Consider the following 17,911-nt stretch of genomic DNA (forward strand, 5'->3'; position numbering starts at 1 on the left):
TTTGGGCGGAGCGCAAACCAAAGCCATATGGGAGTGCCGCTCTTCGATGCTGCTTTGGTTCATTGCGATGGGGCAAATACAGTCAGTGCCGCTTATTAAATCGATACACTAATCCCATCGCTGTGAGAAGGAGCAAAATCGGTGGCGTAAGCGTCGTTAATCGGACGTTGAGGGAAAATAACAATCCCAGGTTAACGATGATTTGATAGCTGACGTACGTGAGCAGCCCAACAATGACGCCAACGGCTAAACGGCTGCCTAAACCTGGCGCGCGGGGGACGCTAAAGGTAAATGGGATTGAAAGTAAAATCATTGCCAGAATTAAAATCGGCCGTCCCAGTTTTTGCCATAATGCGAGCTTAAACTCGATATTGGGCTGATCGGTACTTTTCAGGTAGCGAATATAATGATTGAGCTGCTTAATGGAAAAACTGTCACTGGGCATAGTGAGCTCTTTCAGGCTCATATTGGTGAATATGGATTGCCAAAGCAAATTATCCTGCTTTCCTGCGGTTTCTTTTCCATTTGCCCAGCTCTTTTGATTAACGCCATGCAGCGCCCACATTCCATTATCAAGAATAGAGGCTTTTTCCGCATAAATATAAGACTCCAGAGAAAGGTCCGGCTTGTAGTGAAATATCTCGACGCCTATGGGTTGATTATGTTCATCCAAGGTCTTTACCGTAACAAATTCATTGTTGTGCCTGGCCCACAGAATATTCCCGGTGTTAATATTATCAGCAATGTTACCGGCCTGAGCAACGGCGATTTCCTTAAGTTGTACTGCGCGTTGCTGCAGGGGAGAAGCAACCCACTCGTCGAGCACGCCTAATGACACGGTTAAAATCAAACCTGAATATAAAATGACCACGGAAATTCTCAAGATGGAAAGGCCACTGATGCGCATCGCCGTCAATTCTTGAGTTTTCGAGAGTTGTCCAAGCCCCACGATACCGCCCAGTAACGCAATAAAAGGACCCAAATCGATAAGGTATCTGGGAATTTTCATTAATACAACCACAAGGGCCTGGGTCCAACGGTATCCGTTGGCGCTTACGTCATCAAGCTCATTGATAAAATCAAAAGTTGTAAATAGCGGAATCAATAATGCGGCAGCGGCTAGAAAACCGATAAAGACGTTAAAGATGATATAACGACTGAAAATATTCATCGAAATAATTTCTGCATTAATGAGTATTCACGGGCTATCAAAATCAATACCCCAATCGACATGAGCAAGGAGACCAGCCATATCCCGGGGATGACCGGAAGGGTACTGTTGGCAACCAGCGTGCGGCAGATGTTGCCGCCATAAAAAATGACGGTAAATAATACAGCCAGGGGAAGTAGCGTCGCAAAGCGGCCTTGCCGTGGTTTGGTGCGGCTTAAGGAGGTCGCCAGCAGCGCCATTAAAACAGCATTTATTCCGCGGCTTTCCCGCCACTGCAGTTCTGCGATATCGGCAGGATCGGTGGAGCGTGATAACTCCGCTGTTGATGCCGACTTACTCTTGGCATCAATACTCTGCTTAAGGGGTTTGAGATGCAGTGCCAGATTATTATAAATCTGCTCGGTGTCTTCCGTGCCTTTATGATCCAGCTGGTAAGCCGTACCTGAGTGCAGCATCACCGAGGGAGTGGTGGGGGATGAATCTATAACCTCCAGCGAGCGGACTCTGTATACGGAGGTTTTGTTGGCGGAGGGAGTATAAATCAGCGCATCGGACAGGCGGTTGGACGCCGGGTCGATATGCTCGGCCAAGATCATTCTGCCGTTATCATTGATATTAAACTTTTTCGGTCGCAAATGACCGACATCCAGTTCGGACTGTGATTGCTGTTTTAATTGATAAATTTGTGCATAGGCCCAAGGCCTGCCGTACATAGAAAGCACCGTTACCAGCATGCCCAGGGGAATAGCCAGGATCAGAACGGATTTATGCAGTCGCAAAGGACTTGAGCCGGTGGCGAAAATTGCGGTTATTTCAGAATCGTTATAAAGCTGGCCAAGAGCAATGGCGACTGAAACATAAAGACCAACCGGTAGCAGCATTTCCAATGCAATCAATACCTTATAGAAGACAATATCGACTACGGCCTGCAAGGCTATTATACCGTTAGCCGCATCAGTTAGGTAGCGTTGGGCTGAATAACTGGCAAAAATGAAGATGAGAAAACCCACGATGATCATCACTAACCGGCGGGTCTCGTCCATGATGTAGCGCTCAATCAAGTACATATATTACCAACACCCCACATTACCCATTAAGCATAAAGAATATCTGTTAAATTGTATTAGTCGCGACGCGCTCTGACATAATCCCTTGAAAATAGCTCGTAACCGGTTTTGATAAGGTGTCGAATCCTTAAGCTAAACACAAAAGTCAGCTCTCACGCTTCATACTAACAATCCCATCATCAAACACAAAGCCGCTTTGAGTCCGGCTCTATCAGATCTTGTAACACGTGGTGACATTCTAACCCGCAGGGACGGCTTAACGGGTTCATGTTCTTAGGCTTTTCAATGCTATCCAGGATCAAAAGCCTTTAGGTTGGCCTGGATTTGGTTTATTCTGTCACACTGCAGAGTTATCGATAACTGAGTACGGCTTCGCTAATATGGCTGGTTTTTTACCATGAAGTATTGGTTTTCCGACGGTGCATTTCGCACTATTATACGCAACTCCGCCTATTTGGGCTCCGGTAATGTGGCCAGTGCCTTACTTGGCTTACTTGCGCTTTCTTGCGCGGGTAAAGGCATGTCACCCGAGATGTTCGGGGTTCTCATCGTCATTCAATCGTATACCAAAGCGATCAGTGACTTTGTCAAGTTCCAAACGTGGCAATTTGTGGTGCAATTTGGCACGCCGGCATTGGCGAATAAAAATCCCCGGCGATTCCGCGATGTGATTTCATTTTCGTTCGGCTTGGATATTGCAAGCGGAGCCGTTGCAGTGATTGGCGGGATGCTGCTGCTGCCGCTGCTTTCTAAATCTTTAGGACTCAATGCGGAAAGCTTCTGGCTCGCAGTGCTTTATTGCACCTTAATTCCTTCCATGACATCGTCTACCCCCACCGGCATTCTAAGGGCGGTCGACCGTTTTGATTTGATTGCTGTCCAGCAGGCAGCCAAGCCCTTATTAATTGCGGTGGGAAGCGTCATCGCTTTTTTCTGTCATTTAGGTTTTGCGGGTTTTATCGTCACCTGGTATGTCTCCAACTTAATTGGCGGAACGATGTTTTGGTGGTTTGCCGCCCGTGAATTGCGCCGCTTGAATATCCATGGCGCTTTACGGCCGAGCTTATTTGAGGCGGCGCGTGGCATAAAGGGCGCCTGGAACTTTGTATGGACAACAAACATTGCACATTCTATTTGGGCAGCCCGCAATTCGTGCAGTACAGTGTTAGTGGGTATTATCTTGGGGCCGGCGGCGGCAGGGCTGTTCAAGATTGCAATGACATTTTTTGATGCGACAGGAACGCCGGCCAAATTGCTGGAGAAGAGTTTTTATCCCGAGATTATGCGCTTAGACCCACGTACCAAAAGACCGTGGTTACTGGGGCTTAAATCAGCAGTCCTGGCCGGTGGCATCGGTATACTTGTTGCTCTGGTGGTAGTGGTGGTGGGAAAACCGTTAATTTCGGTTGTGTTTGGCTATAAATATCTGCAAGCCTACGATTTGATTCAAATTATGCTGAGCGCCATTGTCGTGTCCATGGTGGGCTTTCCTCAAGAGTCCTTATTGTTTATGGCGGGTAAACAGCGGGCGTCCTTAATAGCGCAGGCCCTTGCTTCAGCTTTATATATCCTGCTTTTAGTGCTGCTGTCTCATGCTTTTGGCGTGCGAGGTTCGGCGTTTGCCTATTTTGCGGGCCAGTGTCTGGATGTACTGTTTTCTCTAATACCGACTTTATGGGTTTACCGTCACCGCAATTTACTGGGGTTTAGCATACCCATAGAGAGTACCAAGTAATGCCTAGCGACAAATGGAAAAAATTCGCTCCTGAAACGGTGCAGTTAATATTCACTGCGGTGGAAGAAGATGACATCGTTAATGAACAGACCAGCCTACCGCAATCTATTGATTTGCAATGCTCCCAAGAAAATATCCGGAATTATTACGCATTGTGTCTGCAGTTTTGGCAGGAAGGCTTTACCCGCTTGGAGCTACAGGGCTTAGTGCATAAGGTATTAAAAGGCGGTGAATTATCAGCGACTGAGCGAATGCAATACAAATATATTCGCTCGCGCTATAAGCATTTACGCTTTGCGCAGCGGCTTTATAGTAAAAAGCATGAATCCAGCCTTTTTTTTCGCCAAACCACCGTAGTACTTGGGCACTTTCAGGATGCTTTTCGTAACGGGAATAAAGATGCCATTAGATTTTACGGCAATATTTTACGTATTTATCTAAGCCTACCGGTTTGGATACGGGTGCATTATGCTTTACGTCATACCCGTTTGGACAGTGAGAATGGGTTTATTGTGTATCGCCAGGAGCAAATGCGAGCGCTGCGGGCGCTAATAGCTAAGCCGCAGCTGACAGGAAGGGAATTCCACAGCGTGCGCAAATTCATCAGTCAGCAAGTGTCATATTATGACACGTTGAGATCTATTGACCCGAGCAACCAGGATGCCTACAAAATTTCCAGATTTTTAGCGAATATTAATGGATTAATGGGCGACCGGCATGATGAGATGGTGGCGGATAAGCTGGCGGGACGAAAGGCATATGACGAACCCGCTCTGTTGGATATCAATATCCGCCAGCGTTTGGAGTTATTCCTCGCACGTTATCCAATGTAAGTTTGTCAGCCGGTCAATGGATCGCACGTTATTCAATGTGAGTTTGTCAGCCGGTCAATGGACGCCGGGATTTCTATTTATCAAGCAATGTGTGCACTAGGGCGATCACCTGATGCACCTCCTCAGGCGTCAGGGCACCGTCTTTTGCCCACTGAACGCGTCCTTCTTTATCCAACACCACAATTGCCGAACTCTCTTCATCCAACTGCCAGGCTTTGCGGGCCAGGCCATTGCTGTCGATGATAAATTGCGCCCATGGATAGCGCTTTTTATTTTTCTCGATTTTGCCGCTCACGAACAGGCCGGTGCCTGGAATAGCATCGTCGGCGTTGACGATGGTGGTGGGCTGAAAGCGGTCATTGGGAAACTTCGCGTCCTCAATGGCTTGAATTAGCATCGAATTCTTCTTTTTTGCGGCGGTGCGCCCGGCGATGTGCTGCATTACGCGAACTTTTCCCTTCAGCTGAGAGCTGTTCCAGTTTTTATAGCGGAACGTATCATTATCCAGAACCAATTCTCCTCGGTCCGTAATATCTACCGGCGCGACAGGTTGTCCGTTGACAAAGTTATGCGCAAAGGCCATCAAGGGGAACAGGAGAAGGGAAAAGGTCAATAATTTACGTAACGTCATGATTTTTCCTGTTTTTTGCAGGCGATTTTATGATGTGGGGTGATAACTATCCTGTCACGGGAGGCCAGGTCAAGGTGGTTAAGTTCATTTGCGGGCTTTGCTGCTCATGGTTGGCCCATGAGCAGTATAGATACCGCTTTGCGCGGTATCATTGTTTGAGTTCAGCAAAGGCCTGAATAATTGTGTCGATTTGCTCTTCGCTGTGCGCCGCATTGACGCTGCAGCGCAGCAGAGTGATGCCTGCCGGCGCCGCCGGCGGCAGCACGAGGTTTACATAAACACCATTTGCTATCAGGTCGCGCCACAGACGCAGCCCCACTTCTTTGGAGCCAATCATGACAGGAACTACCGGGCTGATGCGTGGGCCCAGCTCGTAGCCGAGCTTGGCAAGACCATGATAAAGCCTATGCGCATTGCTCCAAAGTTTTTCGCGTAGCTCCGGGTGTTGCGCAATGGTTTTTAACGAGGAGCGCACAGAGGCGATGCTTGACGGCGATGGTGAAGCGGTGAAAATGTAAGGGCGGCTGCAATAGCGCAGAACGTCCATCGCTTTAGAGCCGACGGCAAAACCGCCGATTGAGGCCAGGCTCTTGCTAAAAGTGCCTAATACGATATCAACATCCTGCTCAACGCCCAGCTCTTGAGCAAGGCCTCGGCCGCCGGCGCCCATGACGCCGAAGGAATGAGCTTCATCTACCAATAAATAGCCGCCAAGGCGCCGTTTGATGTCGACAATTTCCACCAGCGGAGCAACATCCCCCAGCATGCTATAAATACCTTCAACGATAATTATCGCATCTCGCGCACGCTCGCCAAGACGCACCATGCGGCGCTCCAGATCCTGGGCATCATTGTGGCGGAAACGAATAATTTGCGCGCCTCCCAGGGCACAAGCGTCATAGATACTTGCGTGGCAGTCCGCGTCTATCAATACGACGGCGCTAGGGTCGGCAAGCGTGCTGATGACGCCTAGGTTAGCGGTATAGCCGGTAGAGAATACGATGGCGGTAGGCCGGTCAAAAAAAGCAGCTAACTCATGCTCTAAGGTCAGGTGCGAGCCATAACTACCGTTAGCCATGCGTGACCCGGTGGTCCCGGTGCCCTGGGCTGCCAATGCAGCTTGGCCGTCCGCAATGGCTTGGGCATTGAAGGTCAGGCCCAGGTAGTTATTTGTGCCCGCCAGAACTATTTTCTGTTTGCCAATGCGTCCCTCAGTTGCTGAGTAGATCTCATCAATACAAATACCAAAGGGATTCAGGCCGGATGTTTGGAATTGCTCTCGTTCGCCGGCAAGACGTGCAAATTTATCATAAAGGCCCATCGATGTTCTCCATATGTGGGAGTAGGGCGTCCAACAACTGCTCAGGTGTTCTAACGTTCAACAAGATATTTATCGGGATTGAAATATCCAATTTGTCTTCTAACATCATCAAGAGGGTCATCACTTTTATGGACTCCAGACCAAGGTCATTGACGAGATCGCTGTCTGGCTTTATCTCTTGATCGCCTTCGACCATACCCTGTAAGCACTCAACGATATAATCCATCATAACTTCACGATTTAGCATAGAATTTTGACCTACCTATATCAAGATAATCAAAATAGTCCTTCACGCAGGGCGCGTTCCAAACCAATTTTTGGAATCCAGTTAATATATTCTGACAAGCTTTTATTGCTTGCAGACCAGTCTTGATGTGTTAATTCGCGGATTTTATTGTGGGTTAGCATCGGTTCTTTTCTAGCTAAACGGTTCGATAGCATGCTTACCTCGGCAATCAGTTTGAGCAAAGGTAAAGGAATCCCGATTAACCGCACTGGACCATTACGCACCGCAGCGCCTATTTCCTGTAGGCGCTGCCAGCTATAACCACCGGTAATGCCGTCGCAGAGTTCAAAGGGATGTGCTTGCGGTTGCTCCACCATTAACCATTGGCTAACGGCTTGCGCTAAATCGCTCACATGCAGGAACGATAGCTGTGCTTCCGGCGCACCAAGTCGAAGCAGTACTCCGCGTAATAGCCAGCTAAATAAAGGTTTTAATTCTTTATCGCCCGGCCCATAAACCGCCGTCGGGCGAAAAATACCCAAAGAAATAGTCGAGGCCATGGTTATTAATTGCTGTTCGGCAACATATTTTGAATTCGCATACCAAGACAGTTCGGGATGGCGGGCGGCAAGCGAAGACATGAACAAGAAACGCTTGCAACTGCCGCTTTCCTTGGCCGCCTGCATGAGGCTTAAGCTGCCTGTCACATTACAGCTGGTAAAGGTTTCTTCCGTGTGCCCGCGAACTTGACCTGCGCAATGCACGACATGGTCAGCGCCGCTAACCAGTTCTGCGAGAGAATGTTGATCTTCCAGTGCGCCTTGAACCCAAGTGAAATGGTCGTTAGTCGACGCCTTACGTGCGGTTCTGGTTAAAGCCCGCACGGTAAAGCCGTGGGAGAGCAGAGTTTCGGCAATGTGCTTACCAATAAAACCTGTCACGCCTGTAACTGCAACCGTTCTTGTCATTGCGCAAAACCTGCTGACCCTATCTGTGAGCTCATTACTCTCCTAAAGTAACGTTTCTTACCTTGTTGGTTGAGTCTTTACGTGCGGTTCTGGCTAAGTCCCGCACTGTAAAAAACCGTGTGAGCAGATTTTCGGCGATATGCTTACCGATAACACCTGTTACACCTGTCACTGCAGCCGCTCTCATTATTGCGCATAGCCGGTAGTCCCTATCTGCAGGTTGAGCAATTCGGTAAGGTATCGCTTCTTAGCCTCAGCGCGCGCAGGCTTCCCTGAGGAGGTCCGAGGAATGCTATGCGGCGGCAGTAATTCAATATCCACAGCAACGCCGAACTCGCTTTGAATGCGCGCTGTCAAGGTATGGATGATTTGCTTGCGACGCTCTTCAGAACTAACCCTGCACTGGATCTGCAAAATAATCTTGGCGCCCTCGTCGTGCTCTTGGGTGGCGACGAAGGCGATTGCATCCCCCGAGCGGATTTCCGGCTCCGATTCCGCAACATATTCAATATCTTGAGGCCAAATGTTACGGCCACGAATGATAATCAGATCTTTTTTACGGCCGGTTATGTAGAGATTTCCGTCAAACAGGTAACCTAAATCACCGGTATCCATCCATCCTGTCGCCTGGATTTGCTGCATTGAAGCAGCATCCCGGAAATATCCGCTCATTAAGCTGGGGCCTGAAATACAGATATGGCCCACCTCCCGTTCTCGAAGCGGTGTACCGGTTTCGCTACGGATTTCAATACGATGGCTGGGAAGCGCCTTGCCGCAATTGACAAAAGTTGCAAAGGCCCGGGTGTTTTTGGTAGGCGCTACAGCTTTACCTTCGTACTCCAAAATTTCGCGGTCGACCTCGTTGACCTGCGGGCCGGATGCCTGTTCGAAAAAGCTTACCGCAAGCGTATTTTCGGCTAAACCATAGCAGGGCATAAAAGCCTTGCTATCAAAATGGACATCGCTGAAATGTTCGCTGAACTGACGGAGCAGCTCTCCCGGAATGGGTTCAGCCCCCACACCAGCCACTCGCCAACTGGAGAGATTGAGTTCGGCCAGTTCTTTCTCGTTACTGCGGCGTAAGCATAATTCGTAGCCAAATGGCGGAGCAACGGAGATGGTGGCCCGGTTTTTACTGATCAGTTTTAGCCATTGCAGCGGACGCATTGCAAAATCTTGTGTGCGCAGGTAGTCAACGGATACCTGGGTGGCCACAGGAGTCAGTAGGCAACCTACCAGCCCCATGTCGTGATAAAAGGGTAACCAAGAGACGCAACGATCCCCCGGACGTAACTTGATACCGTCATGGCTGATAACCTGCAGGTTAGCCATAACAGAACGCTGGGTGACTATCACGCCGCGGGGGAAGCGCGTGCTACCCGACGTATATTGGAGATAGGCAATGTCGTCTGGTGATGGAGGCTGCAGTTCAACATCCTTCTCTGGCAACGCATCTAAATCGTCATTGCTAAGGATATGTGCAGGCGGCGCATCGCCGCTGGCGGACCTAATCAGCGGCAGCCATTCATCACCACTGATGATAGCCGCGGGCTTACAGCTTTTTATCAGACCCTGGAGCTTATCGATATAGGAGGCACGCTGCCCCACCCCCATAGGGATGGCAAGCGGCACCGCGACTAATCCAGCATATTGGCAGGCAAAAAAAGCTTCAACGAAACCCACACTGGTTTCAGCGATAAGCGCAACACGGTCACCCTTGTTGAGATTCAGCGATAATAGGCGCTTTGCGCCCATGATCGCACGGCGTTGTAGCATACGATATTCCAATACGGCCACTAGCTGATTACGTCGATCGTAAAAATTCATACCTGTGCTTCCCTGAGCGGCGTAGTCTAAGGCCTCCACCAGAGATGGGAAGTCTGCAAAGCGCATGGGAAGAGAGTGGGCGGAGCTTGTTTCAAACATATACAATACAGCCTTAGATTTAAAATCAGCCAATAATACAGACAACTAATGATGTGAGAGCGGGAGTCTTTGTAAGCTTTTGTATAAGACATTGTTTTTTTATTTATCATTTTATACTACCTAATACAAGCTCCTATTGTAGCAGTATCTTCCAATCTGCTTTAAATTGTGTTATTTCAGTGAAAAAAGCATTAAGTGGTAAAGGATGGCAATGTATATCCAGATAATGTCAAAAGGCATATAGAATGCGTTGAGAGGATCTGGCTTGCGCGGCTCTGAAACTCAATAATGCCAAGCATAATATGCCTAGCGCAAGGATAAACGTACTTGCCATCACATTTTCAGCAGGTTCGGTAGGTGGGGGGATCAAAATATAACAGGGATTCTTTTGACTGGGCTTCGCTAAGGTAATAATTGCTTTTTTTTGTCCTTACGAGCTCCTTAGGGAAGAATTAGCCATCAAGAGAGCACAGACTGGATAATATATGCCGGTTTATTGTGCTTTTTTTTCAGTAAATTCTAGAGATTTAAGGGTGTTTATGGTCCGCATTGAAAAAATCATGGACAAGCGTGGGCTTAAGGCATTCATCGCTTTTCCTTCTTCACTATATCGCGATGATCCAAATTGGATTGAACCCTTGTATCTCGAGCGTGCAGAGCATCTTTCTCACAAAAATCCAGGTACTAAACATATCGAATGGCAAGCGTGGGTAGCTAAAAAAGGGGATAAGATTGTCGGGCGGATAACCGCTCAAATCGATACCTTGCACCGCGAACTTTATGGTGAGGATACCGGGCATTTTGGGATGATTGATGCCATCGATGATCAAGAAGTATTCAGCGCGCTATTTGCTGCTGCAGAAGAGTGGTTGCAGTCTAAAGGAGCACGAAAAATCACCGGGCCGTTCAGTCTTAATATTAACCAGGAAAGCGGCTTGCTGGTTGATGGGTTCGATACTCCGCCATCTGCATTAATGACGCACGGCAAGCCTTATTATGCCGCGGGTGTGGAGCAGCAAGGATATACGCAAGGCATTGATTTGTTGGCCTACTGGATGCAAGTTGCAAGCCTGCATTTTCCTCCGGTATTAAACAAGCTTATGGAGCAAGCGCGTAAAAAGGTGACCATCCGCCGGCTCAATCGTAAGCATTTTAGTGAGGAAATGCAGATTTTGCGTCAGATCTTCAACTCTGGCTGGCAGAACAACTGGGGATTTGTACCCTTTACCGAGTTTGAGTTTGCCACCATGGGGGAGCAACTGAAGTTATTGGTGCCGGACGACATGATTTATATTGCCGAGATAGACTCCGTTCCTTGTGCCTTTATTGTTGGTTTGCCAAATATTAATGAGGCTATCGCAGATTTAGAGGGGCGTTTACTCCCCTTTGGCTGGGCGAAGCTATTATGGCGTTTGAAAGTTCGTGGTGTACGTACCGCCAGAGTGCCCTTGATGGGGGTTCGGCAAGAGTATCAATTCAGTCGTCTGGGGCCGGTTATGGCGCTGCTGTTGATTGAGGCGCTACGTGACTCCTTTGCGAAGCGGAATATCGCTGCTGTAGAGATGTCTTGGATCCTGGAGTCTAATGCCGGCATGCGGACGATCTTGGAGCGGATTGGTGCGATTCCCTATAAGCGTTATCGTTTGTACGAAAAGCAGCTTTAACCCGGCGTATAGGCGTCGTCTTGTCCTTGAGGCCTTCACGTAGATGATAACGGCCGGGCACAAAAGGTGCCCGCCCTGGCCCCTGGGAACGTCTAGCCTGGGGTGCCTTTGGCCGGTTGTAAGTCAACGCTGGCAAGTGAACGGCGATTTAATAGGTTATGTGTAATGTTTTTGTCGCTAAACATTAGCATATCTAATCGGTTGTCATGAGATAACGTCCGATCGCTTTCATTTTTATAAGAGCACATATTCATGGCATTTGAGAAGAAGAAAGGCATCAAACGATTAATAAGCAGTATAAATAACTCGCTGGCTGGGCTTGCTGATGCTTTGCTAACGGAAGATGCGTTTCGCCAGTTGTTTATTATTAACTCAGTATTAGTGATCATCGCATTTTTTTTGGACGTTACAAAGATAGAGCGCTTATTCTTAATTTCCAGCTGTTTTCTTTTACTGGTGGTTGAGTTACTTAACACAGCTATCGAAACCGTGGTAGATCGTGTTTCCTTGGATTTACATCCCCTATCAAAGCGGGCAAAAGATTTGGGTGGCGCGGCGCAGTTAGTAACAGTAGTGATGACGATAATAATTTGGTTAATTATTATTTTTTGATGCTTATGGAGTCCACACTGCATTGTACGGCAAAAGCAATATGGTTACGCGATGGCTTTATCCCTGCGCCGAGAGGCTACGGCAACTGAAGATATGGCATCCAGTGCTTTTTCCAGCACCTCGCTGTAGGGCGCTCTGGCATCCAGATCGAGTATTTTTGAGCCATTGTACCGAAGCTTGACCATGACGCCGATTTTATCCCGCAATTCCTCGTAACTATGGTCCGGTTTACGCGAAAAGGCGGTGCCGACATCAATATCAAGGCGAATGATTAATTCGGGGCGGCATAAGGCCATCTGCTGATACAATCGCCGCTCGCGAGCCGCTAAACGCGTCATCAGCCAGCCCGCCACGCGCTCCACGCCAATGCCGGGCCCATCATAATAAAACCCTGAAACCTCTGCCTGCGGATAGCGATCGCTGATAACCAACACGCCGCTCTGGGCCAGACGCTGTACCTTGCGTAGATTAGCGGCACGAAACAGTGAGAACCCGTACATGATCAACGCAGCCCAGAGCGCCGGAGACTTGCTGCTCATGTTCTGAGTCTTCCCGGACTTGGCGGCCAGGCGCCGCTCGAGCCATACGCCAATCAAAGGCAGATGTTTGATTTTATCGCCGGTCTCACCGGAGAGGAGCCCTAAGTAACGACGCTCGGTCACCCAATGTGTCCGCAGATGTTTTTCCAGGTCCGCGGTCAGCGTCGATTTACCCGTGCCGTCACAGCCCACTACCGCGACAAGCCCGGCAATATAGGCCGGGGAAGGTTCGTTTGTTGTATTCAAGCTATCTTTTTGCATTTATTTCAATATATTAAAAGGTAATCATAAGCCGAAACGCATGACTACGTAAGAGAGGCCCGAATCGCACGTAACGACTCGTCAAGGATTTCACTCGCCGGCTCTCGACCATCTAAGTCAAGAATCTTCGCGCCATTAAAAGTAAGGTGCGGTATGACGGTAATCTTCTCACGTAAAACGGAGATCTTGTGATCAGGCTTGCGCGAATGCGCCGTTTGTTCATCAATATCCAGCCGAATCAATAAGAGTGGCTGATAAGAGGCCATCCACCGGTAGAGTTTTTGCTCATGTTTTCTCAGCGCGCGCACCCAACCGTTACCACCAACCGTTTTTGCCAACTGCGGACCATCAAAACGAAACCCGGCCACTTCAGCCTGCGGGTAACGATCTGTAATCAGCAAATGCCCCTGTTGGCTCTTCGCCAGCATTCGCCGGAATTTGTAGGTTCGCCAATAAGACAGTAGATAGATCACCAGCGCCGTTACATTGCCTGGGGGTGTCGATGGATTATCATGTACCCGCTCAGACTTCGCCAGCAAATAGCGGCCAAAGGAAGCGCCAATAACGGGTAGGCTGCTGATCCATTCGCCAATGCGTCCCGACGACTGCCCAAGATAAAACAGTTCCGTCGAGCCTTGGGAAGAGAGTTGTCTTACCAGACTGGCGGCTAAAGTCGATTTACCGGAACCATCACAACCCGTTATTGCTATCACTCGCAGCGGAGCATTATCGGCAAGGGGGCTAATCTGTTGACTCACATCAAAAAATCCAATATCTAAAAAAAAACTATTGTATGCTAATCCTTCCTGGGTTCAAGATATTTGTTCCACTTGGCCGTCACAACAATTAATAGCGATTTTCCCCTTTTCAAACGATATATTCTTGGGGATTTTTAGATAAGAGAGTGTTTTATGCATTCAAAACTCCCACCGATCATAGCGGTTATTGGCAGCGATGGTTCCGGAAAATCCACTGTCTGCGAACATCTTATTGACTATGTAAAAAAATATGGACCCGCGGCAAGGGTTCACTTGGGTAAACAAGCAGGAAATGTCGCCCGTGCGATGGTGAAGCTCCCCGTTTTAGGTAATTCCCTAGGCAAGTCTATTGAAGTTAATAAGGCCAATATAAGCAAGTCTCTTCCCGGCCCGCTGCCTGCCTTGGTCATCATGTCTTTCGTGCTGCGGCGATTATTGCGCTTTCGCCGCATGCTGGCTTTTCGTCGGCGCGGGCTACTGATCTTGACCGATCGTTTTCCACAGGTGCAAATACCGGGTGGTTATGATGGCACGGTACTTCCGGCCAACGCGCCGGGCAGCCGCTTTGTTACCTGGCTGGCGGGCCGCGAACGTGCCGCTTTTCGATGGATGGCCGGCCATAAGCCGGATTTGGTGCTAAAACTGAATGTTGATCTTGATGTTGCCTGCGCCCGCAAGCCCGATCATCGACAAGAATCCCTTGCCAAAAAAATTGCCGTTACTCCGCTGCTGACTTTCGAAGGCGCCCAAATTGTCGATATCGACGCCAATAAGTCCCTTGATGAAGTGTTTTGCGCCGCTGAAGAGGCCGTATCGAAGTTTATGGCATCGCGTGGATATAGCTATGTTGACGAAGGTAAGCCCGTCGTCAACTCATAGCCATTATCCACTCCCGCAGGAACCGACGTTTCCATTAGGCATGATTGCGCGGCGATTAGTACCAAGACGGCTTGTCGCCATCGGTGTCCGGCTTGTTAATGCCCACGGAGGCCCGCACGTCGCGCGTCGGATCTTGCGCCAGTTTCACGACAAGATCGGCAACGCTCTGGCGGGAGACTTCGGTACCCTTGAATGGCTCCCCCTTCTGGGTGAGCTCATAATCCACCTCGTCGCTGTCGGTCAGCCAGGCCGGCCGCACAATCGTGTAGTCGAGCGTCGAGGACTCGATAACCTTGGCGGCTGCGCTGTAGGGTTCGAGATAGCCGTCATCGAGCATTTCATGGTTCCACTTGCCGAATGCGCCTGGGACCTCGTCATAGATACCCAGGGTTGAGATCCAGATCAGACGCCCTACGCCCGCAGCTTCAAGCGCCTCGACCACCGATTTGGCCTGCTCCTCGATATTGTCGCCCGCCAGATTGGCGTAAACGACTTCTTGTCCTCGTGCCGCCTCCTGCAAATGGCGCGTATCCGTGACATCGCCTTCGATGACTTCAACACTATCGCCCGCAAGCTTCTGCAGACGTCCCGACTTTCGCAGATAGAGGGTAAGAATGACACCTTCCTGCCCGAGAAACTGATGGATCGCGTGCCGCGCTATCTTTCCGGCAGCACCAAGAACGAGAATCTTGCTCATGACGGGCTCCTTTTCCTCGATATCTCCCCATTGGAGAATGACGTTTAAAGGCCATCCGCCGCCGCAGCCCGTGGCCGCTTGCAACCTCAAGGAGCGTGCGCGCCAAAACGAGGAAAGATATGCGACCCAGGCTTATCGACCACTTCGGCGGCCATAAAGCCGAGATATGATCCTACCCTAGCTGCGGGGTTAATGCGTACGCGGGCTTTTCTGATTTTGCGTCTCCGACAGGGAATAATTTTGTCATTAACTGGCAATATAGGGTAAAGGAGACTGCTTTCATGATTAAAACCCGGGGGATGGACGCTGAAATCCCATGGGAAGGTCTATCAAATACATAGGGTAATTCAGCTGTGACTGAGTGAAATCCGCGTATAGAGTAGCATTGAGAATACTTAAAAGGAGCATGTCATGAGCAATTCTATCGATGAAGATGCAAAAGATGCAAAGCCTATCGTTGAAGCAGATAGAGAAGCATCTGTCAGTAAATGTCCTTTTCATGAGGGAAATTCCAATAAAACGTCCGGCGGCGGGACAAGCAATCGGGACTGGTGGCCTAACCAGCTTAGAGTCGACCTCCTGACACAGCACTCAAACCGCTCTAACCCGTTGGGCGAATCGTTTGATTACCGTAAGGAGTTCGCCAAGCTAGACTATTCGGCGCTCAAGGCCGATCTCAAAGCGCTGCTCACTGATTCGCAACCCTGGTGGCCCGCCGACTGGGGCAGCTATATCGGCCTTTTCATCCGCTTGGCGTGGCACAGCGCAGGGACGTATCGCTCCGTCGACGGGCGCGGTGGTTCGGGCCGCGGCCAGCAGCGCTTCGCCCCGTTGAACTCCTGGCCGGACAATGTGAGCCTCGACAAGGCGCGCCGCTTGCTGTGGCCGGTGAAGCAAAAATATGGTCAAAAAATTTCCTGGGCCGACCTCTATATCCTTGCAGGCAACGTCGCTTTGGAAAATTCCGGTTTCCGTACCTTTGGCTTTGGCGCCGGGCGTGAAGACGTATGGGAACCCGATCTGGACGTGAACTGGGGCGACGAGACAACCTGGCTTGAACACCGCCATCCTGAATTGCTGGCCCAATCGCCGTTGGGCGCAACGGAAATGGGGCTGATTTACGTCAATCCCGAAGGCCCGAATCACAGTGGCGATCCTGCCTCGGCGGCCCCGGCTATCCGTGCCACCTTCGGCAATATGGGGATGAACGATGAAGAGATTGTTGCGTTAATCGCCGGTGGCCATACGCTGGGCAAAACCCATGGCGCAGGTCCCGCCACTCATGTCGGTGTCGACCCTGAAACCGCGCCTATTGAAGCGCAAGGCCTGGGCTGGGCAAGCAGTTATGGAACCGGCGCCGGGGCTGATGCCATCACTTCCGGCCTGGAAGTGGCCTGGTCCCAGACGCCAACGCAGTGGAGCCATAACTTCTTCGAAAATCTCTTCAAATTTGAATGGGTACAGACACGCAGTCCCGCCGGCGCTATCCAGTTTGAGGCCAAAGATGCGCCGGAGAGTATTCCCGACCCGTTCGATGCGGCGAAGAAGCGTAAACCTACCATGCTGGTCACCGATCTGACGCTTCGTTTCGATCCGGAGTTTGAAAAGATATCCCGTCGTTTCCATGGCGATCCGCAGTCCTTCAATGAAGCTTTCGCGCGGGCGTGGTACAAATTGACCCACAGGGACATGGGGCCAAAAGCGCGATATATCGGTCCGGAAGTGCCAAAAGAAGACTTAATCTGGCAAGACCCTCTGCCGGCCCCGGTGTATCAGCCGACGGCCGCCGATATCGAACTGCTGAAAGAAAAAATCGCTGCTTCCGGCCTTACCGTCGGTGAACTGACCTCGGTGGCGTGGGCTTCGGCTTCTACCTTTCGCGGCGGAGACAAGCGGGGCGGCGCAAACGGCGCACGGCTGGCGCTGCTGCCGCAAAGAGAATGGAGTGTAAACGCCATCGCCGCCCGCGTACTCCCCACTTTGGAATCGATACAACAATCATTCCAGAAAGCGTCTCTGGCGGATGTGATCGTTCTGGCCGGCGTGGTGGGTGTTGAACAGGCAGCGAAAGCGGTCAACGTTGAGATTGAAGTGCCTTTCACCGCCGGTCGCGTGGATGCTAGCCAGGATCAGACCGATATTGAATCGTTTGAATTCCTCAAACCAAAAGCGGATGGTTTCCGTAACTATCGCGGTGTTGCCGACGGTACATCCACTGAAGATCTCCTCATCGACAAGGCTCAGCAGCTTACTCTGACCGTGCCGGAATTAACGGTGCTTATCGGTGGACTGCGGGTGCTTGGAGCAAACTACGATGGCAGCCGGCAAGGTGTTTTCACGCACAACGTGGGCGAGCTTAACACTGACTTCTTCGTAAACCTGCTCGATATGCGCACTGAATGGAAAGCAACGGACTCCTCCGGAGAACGCTTCGAAGGACGCGATCGCCTCAGCGGAGAGGTCAAATTTACCGCAACCCGTGCCGACCTGGTATTTGGTTCGAATGCCGTATTGCGCGCTTGCGCGGAGGTTTACGCCAGCAGCGACGCCAAAGAAAAGTTAGTTAAGGACTTTGTCGCGGCCTGGACGAAAGTGATGAATCTGGATCGATTCGACATCTAAG

16 protein-coding genes are annotated in these 17,911 nt (G+C 50.1%); 6 read left to right on the plus strand and 10 right to left on the minus strand.

Translation table 11 applies throughout. The features are described 5' to 3' along the window. Positions 1-82: 82 nt before the first annotated feature. Positions 83-1,171, minus strand: a complete 1,089-nt coding sequence (gene lptG, locus ACL2XJ_RS18790) for an LPS export ABC transporter permease LptG (RefSeq protein ID WP_413724107.1) — start codon at positions 1,169-1,171, stop codon at positions 83-85. Continuing rightward, complete coding sequence (gene lptF, locus ACL2XJ_RS18795; RefSeq protein ID WP_132922141.1) at positions 1,168-2,238, minus strand: LPS export ABC transporter permease LptF; 1,071 nt, start codon at positions 2,236-2,238, stop codon at positions 1,168-1,170. Before lptF ends, lptG begins: the two co-directional genes overlap by 4 nt. Positions 2,239-2,635: 397 nt before the next feature. On the opposite strand from lptF, the gene ACL2XJ_RS18800 reads away from it, so the two are divergent. Then, the gene (locus ACL2XJ_RS18800; RefSeq protein ID WP_413724108.1) at positions 2,636-3,973 is read left to right on the plus strand and encodes a lipopolysaccharide biosynthesis protein; all 1,338 of its coding nucleotides are present in this window, start codon (positions 2,636-2,638) and stop codon (positions 3,971-3,973) included. After that, the gene (locus tag ACL2XJ_RS18805) at positions 3,973-4,806 is read left to right on the plus strand and encodes a hypothetical protein (protein WP_413724109.1); all 834 of its coding nucleotides are present in this window, start codon (positions 3,973-3,975) and stop codon (positions 4,804-4,806) included. The genes ACL2XJ_RS18800 and ACL2XJ_RS18805 overlap by 1 nt, the downstream gene beginning before the upstream one ends. Before the next feature lie 73 nt (positions 4,807-4,879). On the opposite strand, the gene ACL2XJ_RS18810 is transcribed toward ACL2XJ_RS18805, so the two are convergent. The 5 genes from ACL2XJ_RS18810 to ACL2XJ_RS18830 form a co-directional block, all read right to left on the minus strand. Continuing rightward, on the minus strand, positions 4,880-5,437 hold the full coding sequence (locus tag ACL2XJ_RS18810; RefSeq protein WP_413724110.1) for a YtfJ family protein: 558 nt from the start codon (positions 5,435-5,437) through the stop codon (positions 4,880-4,882). A gap of 148 nt (positions 5,438-5,585) precedes the next feature. Next, positions 5,586-6,758, minus strand: a complete 1,173-nt coding sequence (spt, locus tag ACL2XJ_RS18815) for a serine palmitoyltransferase (RefSeq protein ID WP_132922137.1) — start codon at positions 6,756-6,758, stop codon at positions 5,586-5,588. After that, on the minus strand, positions 6,745-7,005 hold the full coding sequence (locus ACL2XJ_RS18820) for an acyl carrier protein (protein WP_132922136.1): 261 nt from the start codon (positions 7,003-7,005) through the stop codon (positions 6,745-6,747). The genes spt and ACL2XJ_RS18820 overlap by 14 nt, the downstream gene beginning before the upstream one ends. Before the next feature lie 29 nt (positions 7,006-7,034). After that, positions 7,035-7,952 carry an NAD-dependent epimerase/dehydratase family protein gene (locus ACL2XJ_RS18825; protein ID WP_132922135.1) on the minus strand — a complete coding sequence of 306 codons (918 nt, stop codon included), beginning with the start codon at positions 7,950-7,952 and terminating at the stop codon, positions 7,035-7,037. 186 nt (positions 7,953-8,138) lie between these two features. Beyond that, positions 8,139-9,878 carry a fatty acyl-AMP ligase gene (locus ACL2XJ_RS18830; protein WP_413724111.1) on the minus strand — a complete coding sequence of 580 codons (1,740 nt, stop codon included), beginning with the start codon at positions 9,876-9,878 and terminating at the stop codon, positions 8,139-8,141. Positions 9,879-10,417: 539 nt separating this feature from the next. Here ACL2XJ_RS18830 and ACL2XJ_RS18835 point away from each other — a divergent pair. Further along, positions 10,418-11,542 (plus strand): N-acetyltransferase, encoded by a 1,125-nt coding sequence (locus ACL2XJ_RS18835; RefSeq protein WP_413724112.1) that lies wholly within the window; start codon positions 10,418-10,420, stop codon positions 11,540-11,542. Positions 11,543-11,794: 252 nt separating this feature from the next. After that, complete coding sequence (locus tag ACL2XJ_RS18840) at positions 11,795-12,154, plus strand: diacylglycerol kinase (protein ID WP_413724113.1); 360 nt, start codon at positions 11,795-11,797, stop codon at positions 12,152-12,154. A gap of 44 nt (positions 12,155-12,198) precedes the next feature. Here ACL2XJ_RS18840 and ACL2XJ_RS18845 read toward each other — a convergent pair whose 3' ends face one another. Next, entirely contained in the window at positions 12,199-12,954 is a 756-nt protein-coding gene (locus ACL2XJ_RS18845) for a hypothetical protein (protein ID WP_413724114.1), read from the minus strand. Between the two features lie 44 nt (positions 12,955-12,998). Next, positions 12,999-13,712, minus strand: a complete 714-nt coding sequence (locus ACL2XJ_RS18850; RefSeq protein ID WP_413724115.1) for a hypothetical protein — start codon at positions 13,710-13,712, stop codon at positions 12,999-13,001. A 153-nt stretch (positions 13,713-13,865) separates the two neighbouring features. On the opposite strand from ACL2XJ_RS18850, the gene ACL2XJ_RS18855 reads away from it, so the two are divergent. Then, positions 13,866-14,591 carry a thymidylate kinase gene (locus tag ACL2XJ_RS18855; protein ID WP_413724116.1) on the plus strand — a complete coding sequence of 242 codons (726 nt, stop codon included), beginning with the start codon at positions 13,866-13,868 and terminating at the stop codon, positions 14,589-14,591. A 55-nt stretch (positions 14,592-14,646) separates the two neighbouring features. Here ACL2XJ_RS18855 and ACL2XJ_RS18860 read toward each other — a convergent pair whose 3' ends face one another. Beyond that, positions 14,647-15,288: an SDR family oxidoreductase gene (locus tag ACL2XJ_RS18860; RefSeq protein ID WP_413724117.1), complete on the minus strand. Its 642-nt coding sequence runs from the start codon at positions 15,286-15,288 to the stop codon at positions 14,647-14,649. A gap of 411 nt (positions 15,289-15,699) precedes the next feature. Between ACL2XJ_RS18860 and katG the strand changes: the two genes are divergently transcribed. Next, positions 15,700-17,910, plus strand: a complete 2,211-nt coding sequence (gene katG, locus ACL2XJ_RS18865) for a catalase/peroxidase HPI (protein ID WP_413724118.1) — start codon at positions 15,700-15,702, stop codon at positions 17,908-17,910. Position 17,911 lies beyond the last annotated feature (1 nt).

The sequence above is a fragment of the Sodalis sp. RH16 genome (assembly GCF_047324245.1).
Lineage (GTDB): Bacteria > Pseudomonadota > Gammaproteobacteria > Enterobacterales > Enterobacteriaceae > Acerihabitans > Acerihabitans ligni.